This window comes from Terrabacter koreensis, assembly GCF_054783315.1.
The window spans coordinates 67,560-81,722 of sequence record NZ_BAAGQU010000011.1 but is presented as its reverse complement, the minus strand read 5'-3'; the positions used below and the strand labels follow the sequence as shown (position 1 = coordinate 81,722).

At 72.4% G+C, this 14,163-nt stretch carries 16 protein-coding genes and 1 riboswitch; all 16 genes read right to left on the bottom strand.

Translation table 11 applies throughout. From position 1 onward, the window contains the following. Positions 1-18: 18 nt before the first annotated feature. The 16 genes from hisG to ACYVNR_RS18060 all read right to left on the bottom strand — a co-directional run bounded on the left by hisG (position 19) and on the right by ACYVNR_RS18060 (position 14,149). Positions 19-864 carry an ATP phosphoribosyltransferase gene (hisG, locus tag ACYVNR_RS18135; RefSeq protein WP_045192286.1) on the bottom strand — a complete coding sequence of 282 codons (846 nt, stop codon included), beginning with the start codon at positions 862-864 and terminating at the stop codon, positions 19-21. A gap of 14 nt (positions 865-878) precedes the next feature. Next, complete coding sequence (locus ACYVNR_RS18130; RefSeq protein WP_028785574.1) at positions 879-1,142, bottom strand: phosphoribosyl-ATP diphosphatase; 264 nt, start codon at positions 1,140-1,142, stop codon at positions 879-881. A gap of 44 nt (positions 1,143-1,186) precedes the next feature. After that, positions 1,187-1,672 carry a 6,7-dimethyl-8-ribityllumazine synthase gene (gene ribH / locus ACYVNR_RS18125; protein WP_461049925.1) on the bottom strand — a complete coding sequence of 162 codons (486 nt, stop codon included), beginning with the start codon at positions 1,670-1,672 and terminating at the stop codon, positions 1,187-1,189. Continuing rightward, positions 1,669-2,913 carry a 3,4-dihydroxy-2-butanone-4-phosphate synthase gene (ribB, locus tag ACYVNR_RS18120; protein ID WP_461049923.1) on the bottom strand — a complete coding sequence of 415 codons (1,245 nt, stop codon included), beginning with the start codon at positions 2,911-2,913 and terminating at the stop codon, positions 1,669-1,671. Before ribB ends, ribH begins: the two co-directional genes overlap by 4 nt. Continuing rightward, entirely contained in the window at positions 2,910-3,515 is a 606-nt protein-coding gene (locus ACYVNR_RS18115) for a riboflavin synthase (RefSeq protein ID WP_045192283.1), read from the bottom strand. The genes ribB and ACYVNR_RS18115 overlap by 4 nt, the downstream gene beginning before the upstream one ends. 32 nt (positions 3,516-3,547) lie before the next feature. Beyond that, positions 3,548-4,669, bottom strand: a complete 1,122-nt coding sequence (ribD, locus tag ACYVNR_RS18110; RefSeq protein ID WP_461049921.1) for a bifunctional diaminohydroxyphosphoribosylaminopyrimidine deaminase/5-amino-6-(5-phosphoribosylamino)uracil reductase RibD — start codon at positions 4,667-4,669, stop codon at positions 3,548-3,550. A gap of 2 nt (positions 4,670-4,671) precedes the next feature. Then, positions 4,672-5,433, bottom strand: coding sequence for a nicotinamide mononucleotide transporter family protein (locus ACYVNR_RS18105; RefSeq protein ID WP_045192282.1), 762 nt, complete (start codon positions 5,431-5,433; stop codon positions 4,672-4,674). 115 nt (positions 5,434-5,548) lie between these two features. After that, positions 5,549-5,677, bottom strand: a riboswitch (FMN riboswitch). 90 nt (positions 5,678-5,767) lie between these two features. Continuing rightward, positions 5,768-6,424 (bottom strand): ribulose-phosphate 3-epimerase, encoded by a 657-nt coding sequence (rpe, locus tag ACYVNR_RS18100; RefSeq protein WP_045192441.1) that lies wholly within the window; start codon positions 6,422-6,424, stop codon positions 5,768-5,770. 29 nt (positions 6,425-6,453) lie between these two features. Further along, positions 6,454-7,230 carry a class I SAM-dependent DNA methyltransferase gene (locus ACYVNR_RS18095; protein WP_461049918.1) on the bottom strand — a complete coding sequence of 259 codons (777 nt, stop codon included), beginning with the start codon at positions 7,228-7,230 and terminating at the stop codon, positions 6,454-6,456. Between the two features lie 93 nt (positions 7,231-7,323). Beyond that, a complete protein-coding gene (locus ACYVNR_RS18090) occupies positions 7,324-8,826 on the bottom strand; it encodes an RsmB/NOP family class I SAM-dependent RNA methyltransferase (protein WP_461049916.1) in 1,503 nt (500 codons plus the stop codon). Then, positions 8,819-9,766, bottom strand: a complete 948-nt coding sequence (fmt, locus tag ACYVNR_RS18085; RefSeq protein ID WP_461049914.1) for a methionyl-tRNA formyltransferase — start codon at positions 9,764-9,766, stop codon at positions 8,819-8,821. The genes ACYVNR_RS18090 and fmt overlap by 8 nt, the downstream gene beginning before the upstream one ends. 1 nt (position 9,767) lies before the next feature. Continuing rightward, a complete protein-coding gene (gene def / locus ACYVNR_RS18080) occupies positions 9,768-10,313 on the bottom strand; it encodes a peptide deformylase (protein WP_461049912.1) in 546 nt (181 codons plus the stop codon). Between the two features lie 42 nt (positions 10,314-10,355). Further along, positions 10,356-11,660, bottom strand: coding sequence for an MFS transporter (locus ACYVNR_RS18075; RefSeq protein ID WP_461049910.1), 1,305 nt, complete (start codon positions 11,658-11,660; stop codon positions 10,356-10,358). Next, positions 11,657-12,205 carry an ArsR/SmtB family transcription factor gene (locus tag ACYVNR_RS18070; protein ID WP_045192277.1) on the bottom strand — a complete coding sequence of 183 codons (549 nt, stop codon included), beginning with the start codon at positions 12,203-12,205 and terminating at the stop codon, positions 11,657-11,659. Before ACYVNR_RS18070 ends, ACYVNR_RS18075 begins: the two co-directional genes overlap by 4 nt. Positions 12,206-12,269: 64 nt before the next feature. Next, on the bottom strand, positions 12,270-12,818 hold the full coding sequence (locus ACYVNR_RS18065) for a dihydrofolate reductase family protein (protein WP_461049907.1): 549 nt from the start codon (positions 12,816-12,818) through the stop codon (positions 12,270-12,272). Continuing rightward, entirely contained in the window at positions 12,815-14,149 is a 1,335-nt protein-coding gene (locus ACYVNR_RS18060) for a saccharopine dehydrogenase family protein (RefSeq protein ID WP_461049905.1), read from the bottom strand. The genes ACYVNR_RS18065 and ACYVNR_RS18060 overlap by 4 nt, the downstream gene beginning before the upstream one ends. Between the last annotated feature and the right edge of the window lie 14 nt (positions 14,150-14,163).

Below are 14,163 nucleotides of genomic sequence, written 5' to 3'. Positions count from 1 at the left end.
CATCACCGCCACCGCGGGTCACAGCCGGCAGGCGGCTATGTCGGTGACGAGGATCGCCCGGGCCCCGAGGTCGTAGAGCTCGTCCATGAGGCGGTTGCGCCCGACCCGCGGCACCATGGCGCGCACCGCGACCCAGGCGTCGTCCTGCAGCGACGAGACGGTGGGCGACTCGAGACCCGGGGTCAGCTCGCACGCCCGGTCGACGAGGTCCTTCGGGCAGTCGTAGTCGAGCATCACGTACGTGCGGGCGGTGATGACGCCGGCGATGCGTCGCTGGAGCACCTCGATGGCCGCGGCCTCGCCCGGTCGGTCGCCGCGGATGAGCACCGCCTCGGAACGCAGGATCGGCTCGCCGAACACCTCGAGCCCCTGCTGCCGCAGCGTCGTGCCGGTCTCGACGACGTCGGCGATGCAGTCGGCGACGCCGAGGGTGATGGCCGTCTCGACGGCGCCGTCGAGGCGTACGACGTCGGCCGCGAGCCCGCGCGCGGCGAGGTCGGAACGCACCAGACCGGCGTACGACGTCGCGACGCGCTTGCCGGCGATGTCGGCGATGTCGCTCACGTGGCCGGGCTTGCCGGCATACCGGAACGTCGACGCACCGAACCCGAGCGCCATGACCTCGACGGCGGACGAGCCGGAGTCGAGCAGCAGGTCACGGCCGGTGACGCCCGCGTCGACGGTGCCGGAGCCGACGTAGACGGCGATGTCGCGGGGACGGAGGTAGAAGAACTCGACGTCGTTCTCGACGTCGGTCACCACGAGCTCCTTGCTGTCGCGACGGGTGCGGTAGCCCGCCTCGCGCAGCAGCTCGACGGCGGCATCGGACAGGGAGCCCTTGTTGGGCACGGCGATTCGCAGCATGGGGTGAAAAGTCCTCAGAGGTGGGAGTAGACGTCGTCGAGCGAGATGCCCTTGGCGAGCATGAGGACCTGCAGATGGTAGAGGAGCTGGCTGATCTCCTCGGCGGCCTCGTCGTTCGACTGGTACTCGGCGGCCATCCACACCTCGGCCGCCTCCTCGACGATCTTCTTGCCGATCGCGTGGACGCCGGCATCGAGCTGCGCGACGGTGCCCGACCCCTCGGGTCGTGTCTGCGCCTTCTCGGCCAGCTCGGCATACAGCTGCTCAAAGCTCTTCACGGTCGCCCAGCCTACGGGCCGTGGCGCGCCGAGCCGACCAGTGCTCACGTCGTGGTGGTGCCGGTCGCCGAGACGGCACGGAGCGCGACCACCGTGGCGACCGCCGCCGTCGCCGCCTCGTGGCCCTTGTCCTCGGCCGACCCCGGCAGCCCCGCCCGGTCGATCGCCTGCTGCTCGTCGTCGCACGTGAGCACGCCGAAGCCGATCGGCGTCGCCGTGCGGACCGACACCTCGGTGATGCCCGACGTCGCCGCGTGGCACACGTAGTCGAAGTGCGGGGTGCCGCCGCGGATCACGACGCCGAGCGCCACGAGGGCGTCGAAGCGCTCGGCGAGGGCCGCACACGCGACCGACAGCTCGAAGGTGCCCGGCACCCGGACCACCTCGACCTCGGTGACGCCGGCGTCGGCGAGCCCACGCCGGGCGCCGTCGAGCAGTCCGTCCATCACCTGCTCGTGCCAGCTCGCGGCGACGACCGCGACACGCAGCCCGCGGCCGTCCGTCGTGAGGGTGGGGGCGCCGTCCTTCATGCTGTCTCCTTGCCGCCGTGCCGCTCGCCCGCGGCCGGGATGTCGTGACCCATCCGGTCCCTCTTGGTGACCAGGTACCGCTCGTTGTCCTCGCTCATCGGGCCGTGAAGACGCTCGACCGCGACGACGTCGAGGCCGAGGTGGCGCAGGGCGGACGTCTTCTTCGGGTTGTTGGTCAGCAGCACGATCCCCGTGGCGCCGAGGTCGTGCAGGATCGCCGCGCCGGCGGCGTACTCGCGGGCGTCGACGGGCAGCCCGAGGGCCGTCTGCGCGTCGACGGTGTCGGCGCCACGGTCCTGCTGGGCGTACGCGCGCAGCTTGTCGACGAGGCCGACGCCGCGGCCCTCGTGGCCGCCGAGGTAGACGACGACGCCGCCCTCGCGGCCGATCCGAGCCAGGGCCGCCTGCAGCTGCGGCCCGCAGTCGCAGCGGAGCGAGCCGAACGCGTCGCCGGTGAGGCACTCCGAGTGGAGACGGGTGAGGACCGGCCCCGAGCCGCTCAGTCCCTGCAGACCGCGCGGGCTCACGAGCGCGACGTGCTCGTCACCCGTCAGCGTGTCGCGGTAGCCGTATGCCGTGAACGTGCCGTGGACGGTCGGGATGCGCGTGGTGGCGAGGCGTTCGACGCGGTCGAGCCTCTGCCGGTGGTCGACGAGCTGCTCGATCGTGATGACCGGCAGTCCGAACTCACGGCCGAGGGCGACGACGGCGTCGAAGCGCATCATCCCCCCGTCGTCGTGCACGAGCTCACCGATGACGCCGACCGGGGACAGGCCGGCGAGGCGGACCAGGTCGACCGCGGCCTCGGTGTGGCCGGGTCGGGTGAGCACCCCGCCGTGACGCGCCCGCAGCGGGAGGATGTGGCCGGGCCGGATGAGGTCGGCAGGGGTCGCTCCGGGGTCGGCCAGCACCTTCACGGTGCGCAGCCGGTCGGCGGCGCTGATGCCGGTCGTCACGCCGGTCGCCGCGTCGACGGAGACGGTGTATGCCGTCCGCAGCGGGTCACGGTTCTCCGAGACCATGAGGGGCAGCTCGAGGCGGTCGGCGATCTCGTCGGGAACCGGCGCGCACAGGTAGCCGGACGAGTGCCGGATCGTCCACGCCATCCAGTCCTCGGTGGCCGTCTCGGCGGCGAGCACGAGGTCGCCCTCGTTCTCGCGGTCCTCGCTGTCGAGCACGAGCACCGGGCGACCCGCACGGAGCGCCTCCAGCGCGGCCTCCACGGTCGAGAGAGCGGTCATGATGCGACCTCCTGTCGGTGCGTGAGCAGCCGCTCGACGTACTTGGCGATGACGTCGACCTCGAGGTTGACGACATCCCCGACTCCCTTGTGTCCCAACGTCGTCAGGTCGAGAGTGGTCGGGATCAGCGAGACGCCGAACGCGTCGTCGCTGACGTGCGCCACGGTGAGCGACACCCCGTCGACGGTGATCGAGCCCTTCTCGACGACGTATGCCGCGAGGCCGGGCGGGAGCGTGAAGTCGACCGTCTCCCAACGGTCCCCGGGTGTGCGCGCGGTGATCGTCGCGGTGCCGTCGACATGGCCCTGGACGACGTGGCCGCCGAAGCGGCCGTCGGCAGGCATCGCCCGCTCGAGGTTCACGCGGTCGCCTTCGCGCAGCGCTCCGAGGCTGCTGCGGTCCAGCGTCTCGGCCATGACGTCGACCGTGAAGCCGCTGCTGTCGTGCTCCGTGACGGTGAGGCAGACGCCGTTGACGGCGATGGAGGCCCCGTGCGTGGCGTCGCTGACGACGAGCGGCCCCTCGATGCGCAGGACGGCTGACTCTGCTCCGAGCTCGATGCCGGCCACGGTGCCGAGCTCCTCGACGATTCCGGTGAACATGCTTCTCTCCTGGGGGTCTTGCACTACGAGCGTCAGCGGCGTTGAGCGGCCGGCGCGAGCAGGTCGGTGGTGTTCGCGGTGTCGGTGGTGCTGCCGCCCTCGGCGGAGTCCGTCGTGGCGGCGCCGGCGGGGTCCTGGCCGGCCGCCCGCGGCACGGCGTGGATGCGCACGTCACCGCCGACGACGACGACCTCGTCGAGGTCGAGCCGTCGCACGTCGCCGATCGAGTCGATGCCCAGGCCGGCGACGGCGGGACGCCCCTCGCCGAGGAGGGCCGGGGCGACGTACGCGTAGACGTCGTCCACGAGGCCGGCTCGGAGGAACGCTGCCGCCAAGGTCGGGCCACCCTCGAGCCAGACGTCGCGGACTCCCCTCCGCCACAAGGAGTCCAGCGCCCCACGCGGGTCGCGGGTCTCCAGGTGGAGGACCTCACCGGGTTCCACCCGCAACCTGGCGTCCGGGGGCACCGGGCGCAGACCCATGACGACACGAAGCGGCTGGCGCGGTGCGAGCCCGCCGTCCGGCATACGCACCGTGAGACGCGGGTCGTCGGCGAGAAGGGTGCCGGTGCCCACCAGCACGGCGTCGCGCGTGGCGCGGAGGGTGTGCACGTCGGCACGGGCCGCCTCGCCGGTGATCCACTGGCTGGTTCCGTCGGCGGCAGCGCTGCGCCCGTCGAGCGTCGTCGCCAGCTTCCACGTCACGAGAGGGCGGCCCAGCTGCACGGTGCGGGCCCACCTGGCGTTGAGCGCCTCGGCCTCCTCGGCGAGCACCCCTCCCGTCACGCGGACGCCGGCCTCGTGCAGACGCTCGGCACCGCCCGCGGCGTCGGGGTTCGGGTCCGACTGGGCGAAGACGACCCGCGAGACGCCCGCCTCGATGAGCGCCTCGGTGCACGGGCCGGTGCGGCCGGTGTGCGAGCAGGGCTCCAGGGTCACGTAGGCCGTCGCGCCCTGCGCCGCCGCCCCCGCCGCGTCGAGCGCCTCGATCTCGGCGTGCGGCGAGCCGGCGCCGTGGTGGTGCCCCTCCCCCACGACGTCGCCGTCGGGTCCGACGAGCACGCAGCCGACGCGGGGGTTGGGGTCGGGCCACGGCCCGGACGCGGCGAGCTGCAGCGCCCGTCGCATCCAGGCCGGTGCCGTGGAGTCACCCATCCTCAGGCCGTCGTCGACCCGGCCAGCTGGGGCTCGACGTCCTTGCGGTCGACCCGCGAGGCCTTGACCCACTGGGTGAAGCCGTAGACGACGAAGAGGCCGTAGAAGGTGTAGAGCACCGCGGTCGGCACGTAGTTGGTCGCGAAGCCGAACGGCACACCGACGAGGTCGACGCCGATCCAGGCCAGCCAGAACTCGTTCCAGCCGCGCGCCATCGCGTAGGTCGCGACGATCGAGCCGACGAAGATCCACGCGTCGCACCAGTAGAACCACCACTCGGGCGTGAAGAACGGGTTCGGCGACAGGTTCCACAGCCACACGAAGGCCTGGTGCACGACGACGGTGCCGACCAGCCAGAAGGCGACGACGGCGACCCGCTCGCGCTGCGTGGCCCAGCGCGGGGTGATGGCGACGCCGCTCGCGTCGTCGGCGTGGTTGAGGCGGCGCACCTGCGACCAGCGCCACCACCCGTAGATGCTCGTGATGATGAAGAAGACCTGTCGGCCGGCCTGACCGAAGAGCGGGATCCGCTCGTCGGCGCCGAAGACGGCTCCGAGGTACACGAAGAAGAGCATGACGTTGGCGAGGATGCCGACCGGCCACGCCCAGACCCAGCGGCGCATGCCGAGGTAGGCGGAGGCGAGTCCGATGAGCACGCCGATGAGCTCCAGCCAGTGCAGCTGGTAGGGCCCGATCGGGATCGCGGCGTCGATGGCCTGCTGGAAGACGTTCTTCGTCTGGTCGGCCAGAGCAAGAGCCTGCATGTGGTGTTCGTCCTTGGTCGTTCGTCGGTGCACGGACGAACTCCGGGGTACTCCACACGCCACGCGGACCGGGGCCGACGGAAGATGCCGAAAACCCCAGACCTCGACGGCCTGTCTCGTGCTGCCTCCCATCCGGACTTTCACCGTCGGTCCCGGAATTTCACCAGGTCAACCGGCCGCTGGATGCGGTCGGGTCGCGGACTTTAACCGCCGGCTCGGAATTACACCGACCCCGGAGCACGTACGGCCAGTATGCACCTGTGCGCGTCACGTGCACACATCGTGCCCACGTGACGGCCACCACCCGCGTGGACGCCCCGTGGCGGCAGCTGCGTCAGTGCCGGTGGCGCGTGGCGAGGGCGCGCAGGTCGTCCACGGCGCCGGCCGCGTCCTCCGCGCCGTAGACCGCCGACCCGGCGACGAAGACGTCGGCTCCGGCCTCGGCGCACTGCTCGATCGTGTCGGCGCTCACCCCGCCGTCGACCTGGACCCAGATCTCACCGCCGTGGCGGCGGACGGCCTCACGCACCTGGGCGACCTTCGGCATCTGGTCGGCCATGAACGACTGCCCGCCGAAGCCGGGCTCGACGGTCATGACGAGCACCATGTCCAGCTCGGGCAGCAGGTCTGCGTAGGGGGCGAAGTCCGTGCCGGGCTTGATCGCCATGGCGGCACGGGCGCCCGCCGCTCGCAGCGCCCGCGCCAGGGCGCGAGGGTCTCGGGCCGCCTCGATGTGGAAGGTCACCGACTGGCACCCCGCCTCGGCGTACTGCGGCGCCCACCGGTCGGGGTCCTCGATCATGAGGTGCGCGTCGAGCGGAATGGGGCTCACCTTGAGCAGCGCCTCGACGACCGGCAGACCGAGCGTCAGGTTGGGCACGAAGTGGGCGTCCATGACGTCGACGTGCGCCCAGTCGGCGTTGGCGATGCGGCCCAGCTCGGCCTCGAGGTTCGCGAAGTCGGCGGAGAGGATGCTCGGTGAGATCTGCACGCGCACAGCCTAGGGGCGCGGCGCTCCGGTCACTCGATGCCCTTGGCCCACACCGACACGTGCGAGTCCGACTCGGCGGTGAACGGCGCGTGCGTCCAGTCGGCCCACCGGTCGCGGAGCGTCAGCCCGGCGAGACGGGCCATGAGGTCGAGCTCGGACGGCCACACGTAGCGGTGCGCCGATGCGCCGTAGGTCGCGAGGCGGCGTCCGCCCGAGTCGACACCGGCCTGGGTGAAGTGGTGCGAGACCGAGCGCTGCGTCACGACGTCGACGGTGTCGAGACCGACGTGCCGCTCCCCCACGTGGAAGGGGACGGCATACTGCCCCGGCGGCATTCGTCGCAGCTGCGGGACGAAGACCTCGATGACGAAGACGCCCCCGGGGGCGAGCTGTTCGGCTGCGGTGCGGAAGCACTCGACCTGCTCGTCCTGGGTCAGCAGGTTGGTGATGGTGTTGTAGACGAGGTAGACGAGCCGGTAGTCGCTGCCGACGCGTGTCGTCGCCATGTCGCCAATCGTGACGGGCAGGCGGTCACCGCCCGGCTTGCGTCGCAGCTCGGCGACCATGGCCTCGGAGAAGTCGATGCCGTGCACCTCGACGCCACGCTCCTGCAGCGGCAGCGCCACGCGTCCGGTCCCCACGGCGAGCTCGAGGGCCGGCCCGTCGCCGGCGAGCTCGTGGAGCACGTCGACCGTGGGGCCGAGGACGTCCGCGTCGAACATGTACGCGGAGCCCTCGTCGTACGTGGGCGCCACGCGCTCGTCGAAAGGGCTGGGGGTGAGGTCGTCCATCGCGTATGCCGTCACTCCCCCACCCTGCCCAGCCGGCGACTCCAGGGTCGAGCGAGTTTCTCGGCTCAGGCGCCCGCGTCGACTCCGCTCGAGTGGGCACCTACCCCGTCAGTGGCGACGGAGCAGGGCGAAGAACATCGCGTCGGTGCCGTGCAGGTGCGGCCACAGCTGCACGAACGGACCGTCGCCGAGGTCGTCCAGCGGGCGACCGGACGCGTCGACGAAAAGGCTTCGCGCGTCGACGATCTCGACGTCGTCTCGCCTCTTGGCGATGTCGGTGACGACGAAGCGTGTCTCGTTGAGGTGCGGGCTGCACGTCGCGTAGCCGACGAGGCCACCCGGTGCCGTGGCGTCGATGCCGGACGTGAGCAGCTCGCGCTGCAGCCCGGCGAGGGTGGCGACGTCGTCGGGCGTGCGTCGCCAGCGCGCCTCGGGCCGTCTGCGAAGGGCGCCGAGCCCGGTGCACGGTGCATCGACGAGGACCCGGCTGAATCCGCCCGGCTCGACCTCGCCCATGTCGCGGCCGTCGCCCTCGCGCACCTTGAGACTGACGTCGGCCTCACGCGCGGCTGCCCGGGCCGCGGCCAGCGTCTGCCACACGAGGTCGGCCCGGTGCTCGCTGATCTCGTTGGCCACGAACGGAACTCGTCGCTCGATGGCGAGTGCGGCGAGCAGTCCGGCCTTGCCGCCGGGACCGGCGCAGAGGTCGAGCCAGCGTTCGTGCCTCGCCGCCTCACCGCTCACCTCGGCGCCGGCAAGGGCCAGGACGAGCAGCTGCGAACCCTCGTCCTGCACCGCCGCGCGGCCGTCACGGACGGCGGCGATGGCGCCCGGGTCGCCCTCGGGCAGGGTCGCGCCGACGGGGCTGAGGCCCGAGCGGCGTGCGCCGTCGTGCTCGAGCTCGTCGAGGGAGGCGAGGCCGGGACGGGCCACGAGCGAGACCTTGGCCGGCGCGTTGTCGCTCTCGAGCAGGGCCGTCAGCGACGCGTCCACGGTGGAGGCGGTGGCCGCGCCGTGGCCGATGAGCGCGGCGCGCAGCGCCTTGGCCACCCACACCGGGTGCGAGGCGCGCAGGGCGAGGCTCTCCACGGGGTCGGCAATCCCCTCGGTCACCAGAGAGACCCACTCGTCGGCGGTGCGCTCGCTGACGCGTCGCATGACCGCGTTGACGAAGCCCGCCGCGCCGGCGCCGTTCACCTGTCGGGCGAGGGCGACGGTCTCGTCGACAGCTGCGTGCGTGGCGACGCGCATGCCGAGCAGCTGGTGCGCGCCGAGCCTCAGGGTGTCGAGGACGTTGCCGTCGATCTTGGACACCGGGCGCCCCGCGGCTGAGGCAATGATCGCGTCATAGAGGCCGGACAGGCGCGTCGCCCCGTAGACGAGCTCGGTGGCGAAGCCTGCGTCGCGCCCACGGATCTGCTTGTCCCGCAGGATCTTCGGCAGGACGAGGTTGGCATAGCCGCCGTCGGCGACGTCACGCATCGCCGTGTAGGCGGCCAGGCGCGCCGAGTCGGTGCGCCGGGCTCGTTCGGACGGCCGCAGCTCGGACCGGTGGCCGGCCGAGCGTTCCCGGGCCTGTGGTCGCTGCCGGTCACCACGACGCTCACTCATCGCCGACCCGCTCTCCCGCCTCGATGCGCGTGCCACGCGCCCAGTCGGCGGCGGCCATCACCTTCTTGCCGTGGGCCTGCACCTGGCCGAGCCGCACCGGCGCGCTGCCCGTGCCGACGAAGACGGCCTTCTTCGTCACGAGCAGCTCGCCTGGGGCGAGGGGGTCGGGCGACGACACGTCGTGGGCGGACGCCAGGCTCACCGGCGCGACCTTGAGCCGGTCGCCCCGGAACGTCGTCCACGCGCCGGGTGCAGGGGTGCAGCCGCGCACCAGCCTGTCGATCGACAGTGCCGGGCGCTGCCAGTGGATGCGGGCGTCGTCGACCTCGATCTTCGGCGCCAGGGACACGCCCTCGGACGGCTGGGGCTGCGCGACGAGCCGACCGGCCTCGAGGCCGTCGAGAGTGGCGACGAGGAGGCCGGCGCCGGCGACGGACAGCCGCTCGAGCAGGTCGCCGGCCGTGTCGGTGGCTCGGATCGTCTCGGTCAGCACCCCGAGCACGGGCCCCGTGTCGAGACCGCGCTCGATGACGAACGTCGAGGCCCCGGTCACCTCGTCGCCGGCCATCACGGCGTGTTGCACGGGCGCCGCGCCACGCCACGCGGGCAGCAAGGAGAAGTGCAGGTTCACCCAGCCGAGCCGAGGGATCGTGAGCGCCTCGACGGGGATGAGGTTGCCGTACGCGACGACCGGGCAGACGTCCGGGGCCAGCTCGCGGAGCGTGTCGAGGAAGTCGGGGTCCTTGACGCGCGTGGGCGTGAGCACCGGCAGTCCGAGCTCCTCGGCCCGGACGCGTACGGGAGACGGCTCGAGGCGACGGCCGCGGCCGGACGGCGCGTCGGGGCGGGTGACGACGGCGACGAGCTCGTGCGTCGAGGCGGCGACGGCCTCGAGGCTGGGCACGGCCGCGTCGGGTGTGCCTGCGAAGACGACTCTCATCTCACATCGCCCGACCGAAGGTGGAGTGCGGGCTGATGCGCACCTCCGGCGGGTTGTCGGCGAACCACTCCGCCTCGCGGATCGCCCGCATCGCCTCTCGTCGGGCCTCGGGGTCGAGCCGGTCGACGAAGAGGATGCCGTCGAGGTGGTCGGTCTCGTGCTGCACGCAGCGGGCGAGCAGCTCGGTGCCCTCGAGGACGACCTGCTCGCCGTGCATGTTCTGGCCCTTGGCCACGACCTTCAGGGCGCGCTTCGTGTCGAACGCGAGCCCGGGGATGGACAGGCAGCCCTCCGGACCGTCCTGCTCCTCGTCGGAGAGGTCGAGGACCGGGTTGACGAGATGGCCGAGCACGCCGTCGACCCAGTAGGTGAAGACCCGGAGCCCCACCCCGATCTGGGGCGCCGCCAGGCCGGCGCCGGGGGCGTCGAGCATCGTGTCCTCGAGGTCCTTGACCAGCACCCGCAGCTGCTTGTCGAAGTCGACGACCTCGGCGGCCGCGGTGCGCAGCACCGGGTCGCCGAAGAGGCGGATGTCCTTGATCGACACGGGTCTCCTGGGGGCGATCGGGGTCGGGGTGCGCCCGCCAGTCTAGGACCGCGTGGCGGCGCCGTCCGTCGTGGCTGCTGCGCCGGCCGGGGCAACGTCCGCCTCGGTCGCACCCGGGTCGACCGACGACCGGCCCAGGTCGCGCACCGACCGTGAGAGCAACGCGCCGAGCGAGATGGCCACGTAGACGGCGGCGCTGACCACCAGGAGCGTCTCGACGTCGACCGTCGTCGCCAGCCAGCCGTAGAGGAACGTGCCGATCGGGATCGCGACGAAGGAGCCGAGGGCGTCGTAGCTCGAGACCCGGGAGAGCACCGACACCGGCACGTGCTCGTGGAGCGCCGTGTTCCAGCCGACCCCGAAGACCTCGACGGCGGCGCCGGCGAGGAAGAAGCCCACCGCGACGGGCACGAGGGCCGGCGCCACGCCGAGGAGCACCATCGGCACGGCGAGCACGCAGATGGCGACCATGCCGGCACGCAACGGGTGCCGCAGCCGCAGCCGCAGCATGACGACGGTCATGAGCACGGTCCCCACGGCCTCGGCACTGAGCACGAGCCCCCAGCCGGCCTCGCCGATCGCGTCGGTGGACTTGGCGATGAGGGGGCCGAGCACGCCGATGACGCCGGTGTGGATCGCGTTCGTGAGGCCGAAGGCGAGCACGATGACCCAGAGCCACTCGCGGCTGGAGAACTCACCCCAGCCCTCCCGCAGCTCGCGCACCATCGAGTGACGGCCGGCGCGGGCCTCCTCCGAGCGGTGCGGCAGCCCGACGCGGGCGAGACACACGATGGCGACGGCATACGTGAAGGCGTCGACGGCGAGGGCCCACCCGGGCCCGACCCCGACGACGAGCAGGCCGGCTACGGCCGGGCCGATGATCGACAGCCCGCTGCGGCTGAACGAGAGCAGGGCGTTGGCCTGCTGCAGCCGGGACCGGTCGACGACGAGCGGGACGACCCCCATCATGGCGGGCATCGTGAACGCCGACACGGCCCCGTTGACGCCCTCGATGACCGTCAGCTGGGTCAGGGTCGCGTGGCCGCTGATGATGAGGCCGGCCGCGACCGCCTGGGTGAGGCAGGTGAGCACGTGCGAGACCTGGAGCACGACGATGCGCGAGAACCGGTCTGCGACGACGCCGCCGACGAGCAGGAAGACGACGAGGGCGAGGGTGCGCACCCCGAGCACCTGGGCGAGCGCCCCCGCGGACTGGTCGATGTGCAGCACCGCGAAGGCGAGGGCCACGGGCACCATCACCGACCCGGCGGTCGAGACGGTGCGCGCCGTGAAGTACCACGCGAAGCGGCGGTCGCCCAGCGCGCCGAGGGACTCCTGGACCTTCACGACGACTCCTCCCGGCTCGCCGTCGCCGCCTTCAGCTGGAAGGCCGCGACGGACAGGGCCGTCCTGATGGTGCCCTCGCTGCGCGGCGGGCGGGCTGACGCGTGCAGCAGCGAGCCGGCCTCGTCGAGCAGGGCGGTGACGCGGTCCCACACGTCGGGCTCGACCCAGAGGTCGGCGTCCGTGAAGCGACTGCGGGTGCCGCGCTCACGCTCGACGAAGCGCCGCGGGATCATGTCGGCGAGCACCCGCACGGACGCGAGGCGGTCGTCGTCGTTCCCGGACTGCGGCCGCACGGCGGGCGCGTCCCACGGGTGGCGGTACTTCTTGGCCCGACCCCCGCGCACGGTCTCCTCGCCGGCGATCTCGAGCAGCCCGGCGGCCTCGAGCTGACGCAGGTGGTAGCTGGCGTTGGCCTGGGTGATGTCGAGCTCGCGGGCGACCTCGGCGGCGCTCAGCTCGGCGCCGGTGAGCAGCGAGAGCATCTGCAGCCGCAGCGGGTGGGCCGTGGCGCGGAGCTCGCTGATGCGTCCTTCCTCCAAAGACATGTTTGGGAGTATGACGCGGAGGGGCGGCGACCGTCAAGCATCCCTTTGGGGGTCGGGCCTTCCCTCAGCGCTGGGAGTACGCGAGGTGGACGACGCCGCTGTCATACGCCTCGGTCTGGGTCAGCGACAGCCGCACCAGCTCGTCACCGGTGAAGAGCCGCTCCCCCGACCCCAGCACCACCGGGTAGACGAAGAGGTGGAGGCCGTCGACGAGGCCGTCGCGGAGCATGGCCCGGACGAGCGTGCCGCTGCCGCTGACGTAGAGCGAGCCCTCCACCTCGTCGCGCAGCTCGGCGATGCGCGCGGGGTCGTAGGGCCCGATGACGCGTGAGTTGTTCCAGTCGGGGTCACGCAGGGTGGACGAGACGACGTTCTTGCGTGCGCCGTTGAAGAACGAGGCGCCCGGGTCGTCCTCGTCGGTGCGCGTCGACCACGCGGGCGCGAACATCTCGTAGGTGCGACGGCCGAGCAGCAGCTCGGAGCCCGGCCCCGTCAGCGTGCCGATGGTCTCGCCCATCTTCGGGTCGAAGGCGTACTCCGCCGTCCAGCTCGGGCTCTCGTACACCCCGTCGAGCGAGATGAACTCGTGCACCTCGATGCGTCCCACAGTCATGCCTCCCTGTCGTGCCCCGGCCGCTCGGGCTCGGACCGGGGCGGGTCCTCTACGCGGCCCATCATGCCTCCGGCCCGCGGCAGTCGCTCGACCTCGAACGTGAAGCCCTGCGCACGAAGCCGGTCCGTGAGCACGTCGCCCACCGCCGTCGCGGGCGTGCAGACCCCCGTTCGGCGTGGGATGCCGCCGTCGGTGGCGAGCGCGAGGGCGGTCTCGCCGAACATGATCGCGGTGCCGCCGTAGCCGGGGTCGTAGTCGGCGCCCACCCTGGTGCGGTAACGCGCGCCCGTGGTCGTCGTGGCGTGGATGTCCATCCGGAAGCGCCCAGCGGCACGCGCCTCGGGGCCCGGACCCTCGCCGGGCTTCGGCAGGAACCGGTCGAGGACGGCACGGGTCGGCGTGAACGACAGGCCCGCGACGACACCGCCGAGCCCGATGGCCATCCCACTCGCCATCAGCGGGGACATCGGCCCGGAGCCGAAGTCGGTCACCTCCCGGTAGCGCAGCTCGCGGCCGTAGGACCAGTCGCTCAGCGTGTTGGACAGGCGCACGATGCGGGTGTTGAACGAAGCCATCACGAACGGTCCGGTCCATCGCCCGGTGCCGGGGTCGCGGTCCACCGGCACGAGGCGGCGCAGCCGGTCGAGCAGCCCGGACGGTGTCCGGCGCCCTGACGACGGCTCCTCGGAGCGGCGGGGGCTCAGGGCGTAGGAGTCGCCGAGGACCCGTCTGGCGGAGGCGTCGGAGCGCACCGTGATGGCCTGCTGCCGCGCGGAGTCGACGGTGCCGCCCGAGAAGCCGCCCTTCATCGAGCGGACGAGCAGAGTGGTCTCGGCCAGGGTGCCCTCGCCGTCGGCTGCGACCTGCTCAGCCGTCGTCAGGACCCCGAGATCGGAGGGGACCGAGTCGAACCCGCACGCGTGGACGATGGCCGCACCGGTCTCGCGGGCCCGGGCGTCGAGCTCGTCGAGCGACCAGCGGACGAAGAGCACCTCGCCCGTCAGGTCGGCGTAGTGGGTTCCCTCCTCGGCGCAGGCTCGCACGACCTCCTTGCCGTAGGTGAGGTACGGGCCGACCGTGGTGGCGAGCACGCGCGTGCGTGCCGCAAGGGCGCGCAGACCCGGGGCGTCCGTGGCATCGACCGCGACCACCTCCCACGACGCCGCGCGCTCGCCGAGCTCACCTCGCAGGGCCTCGAGCTTCGAGCGAGAGCGACCCGCGAGGGCCACCCGCACCTCGGGGCCGGCCCGACGGGCGAGATGTTCCGCGGTGAGGGCGCCGACGAAACCGGTGGCGCCGTAGAGGACGATGTCGAGCTCGCGTTCGGGCATGCGGTCACTCTCCC

Bases quoted from the DNA above. Each gene is read 5' to 3' on its own strand.
- ACYVNR_RS18090 (WP_461049916.1), bottom strand. From the start codon at position 8,826: ATGAGTGAGCGTCGTGGTGACCGGCAGCGACCACAGGCCCGGGAACGC.
- ACYVNR_RS18065 (WP_461049907.1), bottom strand. From the start codon at position 12,818: ATGACTGTGGGACGCATCGAGGTGCACGAGTTCATCTCGCTCGACGGG.
- ribD (WP_461049921.1), bottom strand. From the start codon at position 4,669: ATGGGTGACTCCACGGCACCGGCCTGGATGCGACGGGCGCTGCAGCTC.
- ribH (WP_461049925.1), bottom strand. From the start codon at position 1,672: ATGAAGGACGGCGCCCCCACCCTCACGACGGACGGCCGCGGGCTGCGT.
- ACYVNR_RS18105 (WP_045192282.1), bottom strand. From the start codon at position 5,433: ATGCAGGCTCTTGCTCTGGCCGACCAGACGAAGAACGTCTTCCAGCAG.
- ACYVNR_RS18115 (WP_045192283.1), bottom strand. From the start codon at position 3,515: ATGTTCACCGGAATCGTCGAGGAGCTCGGCACCGTGGCCGGCATCGAG.
- ACYVNR_RS18070 (WP_045192277.1), bottom strand. From the start codon at position 12,205: ATGTCTTTGGAGGAAGGACGCATCAGCGAGCTCCGCGCCACGGCCCAC.
- hisG (WP_045192286.1), bottom strand. From the start codon at position 864: ATGCTGCGAATCGCCGTGCCCAACAAGGGCTCCCTGTCCGATGCCGCC.
- ribB (WP_461049923.1), bottom strand. From the start codon at position 2,913: ATGACCGCTCTCTCGACCGTGGAGGCCGCGCTGGAGGCGCTCCGTGCG.
- fmt (WP_461049914.1), bottom strand. From the start codon at position 9,766: ATGAGAGTCGTCTTCGCAGGCACACCCGACGCGGCCGTGCCCAGCCTC.
- ACYVNR_RS18060 (WP_461049905.1), bottom strand. From the start codon at position 14,149: ATGCCCGAACGCGAGCTCGACATCGTCCTCTACGGCGCCACCGGTTTC.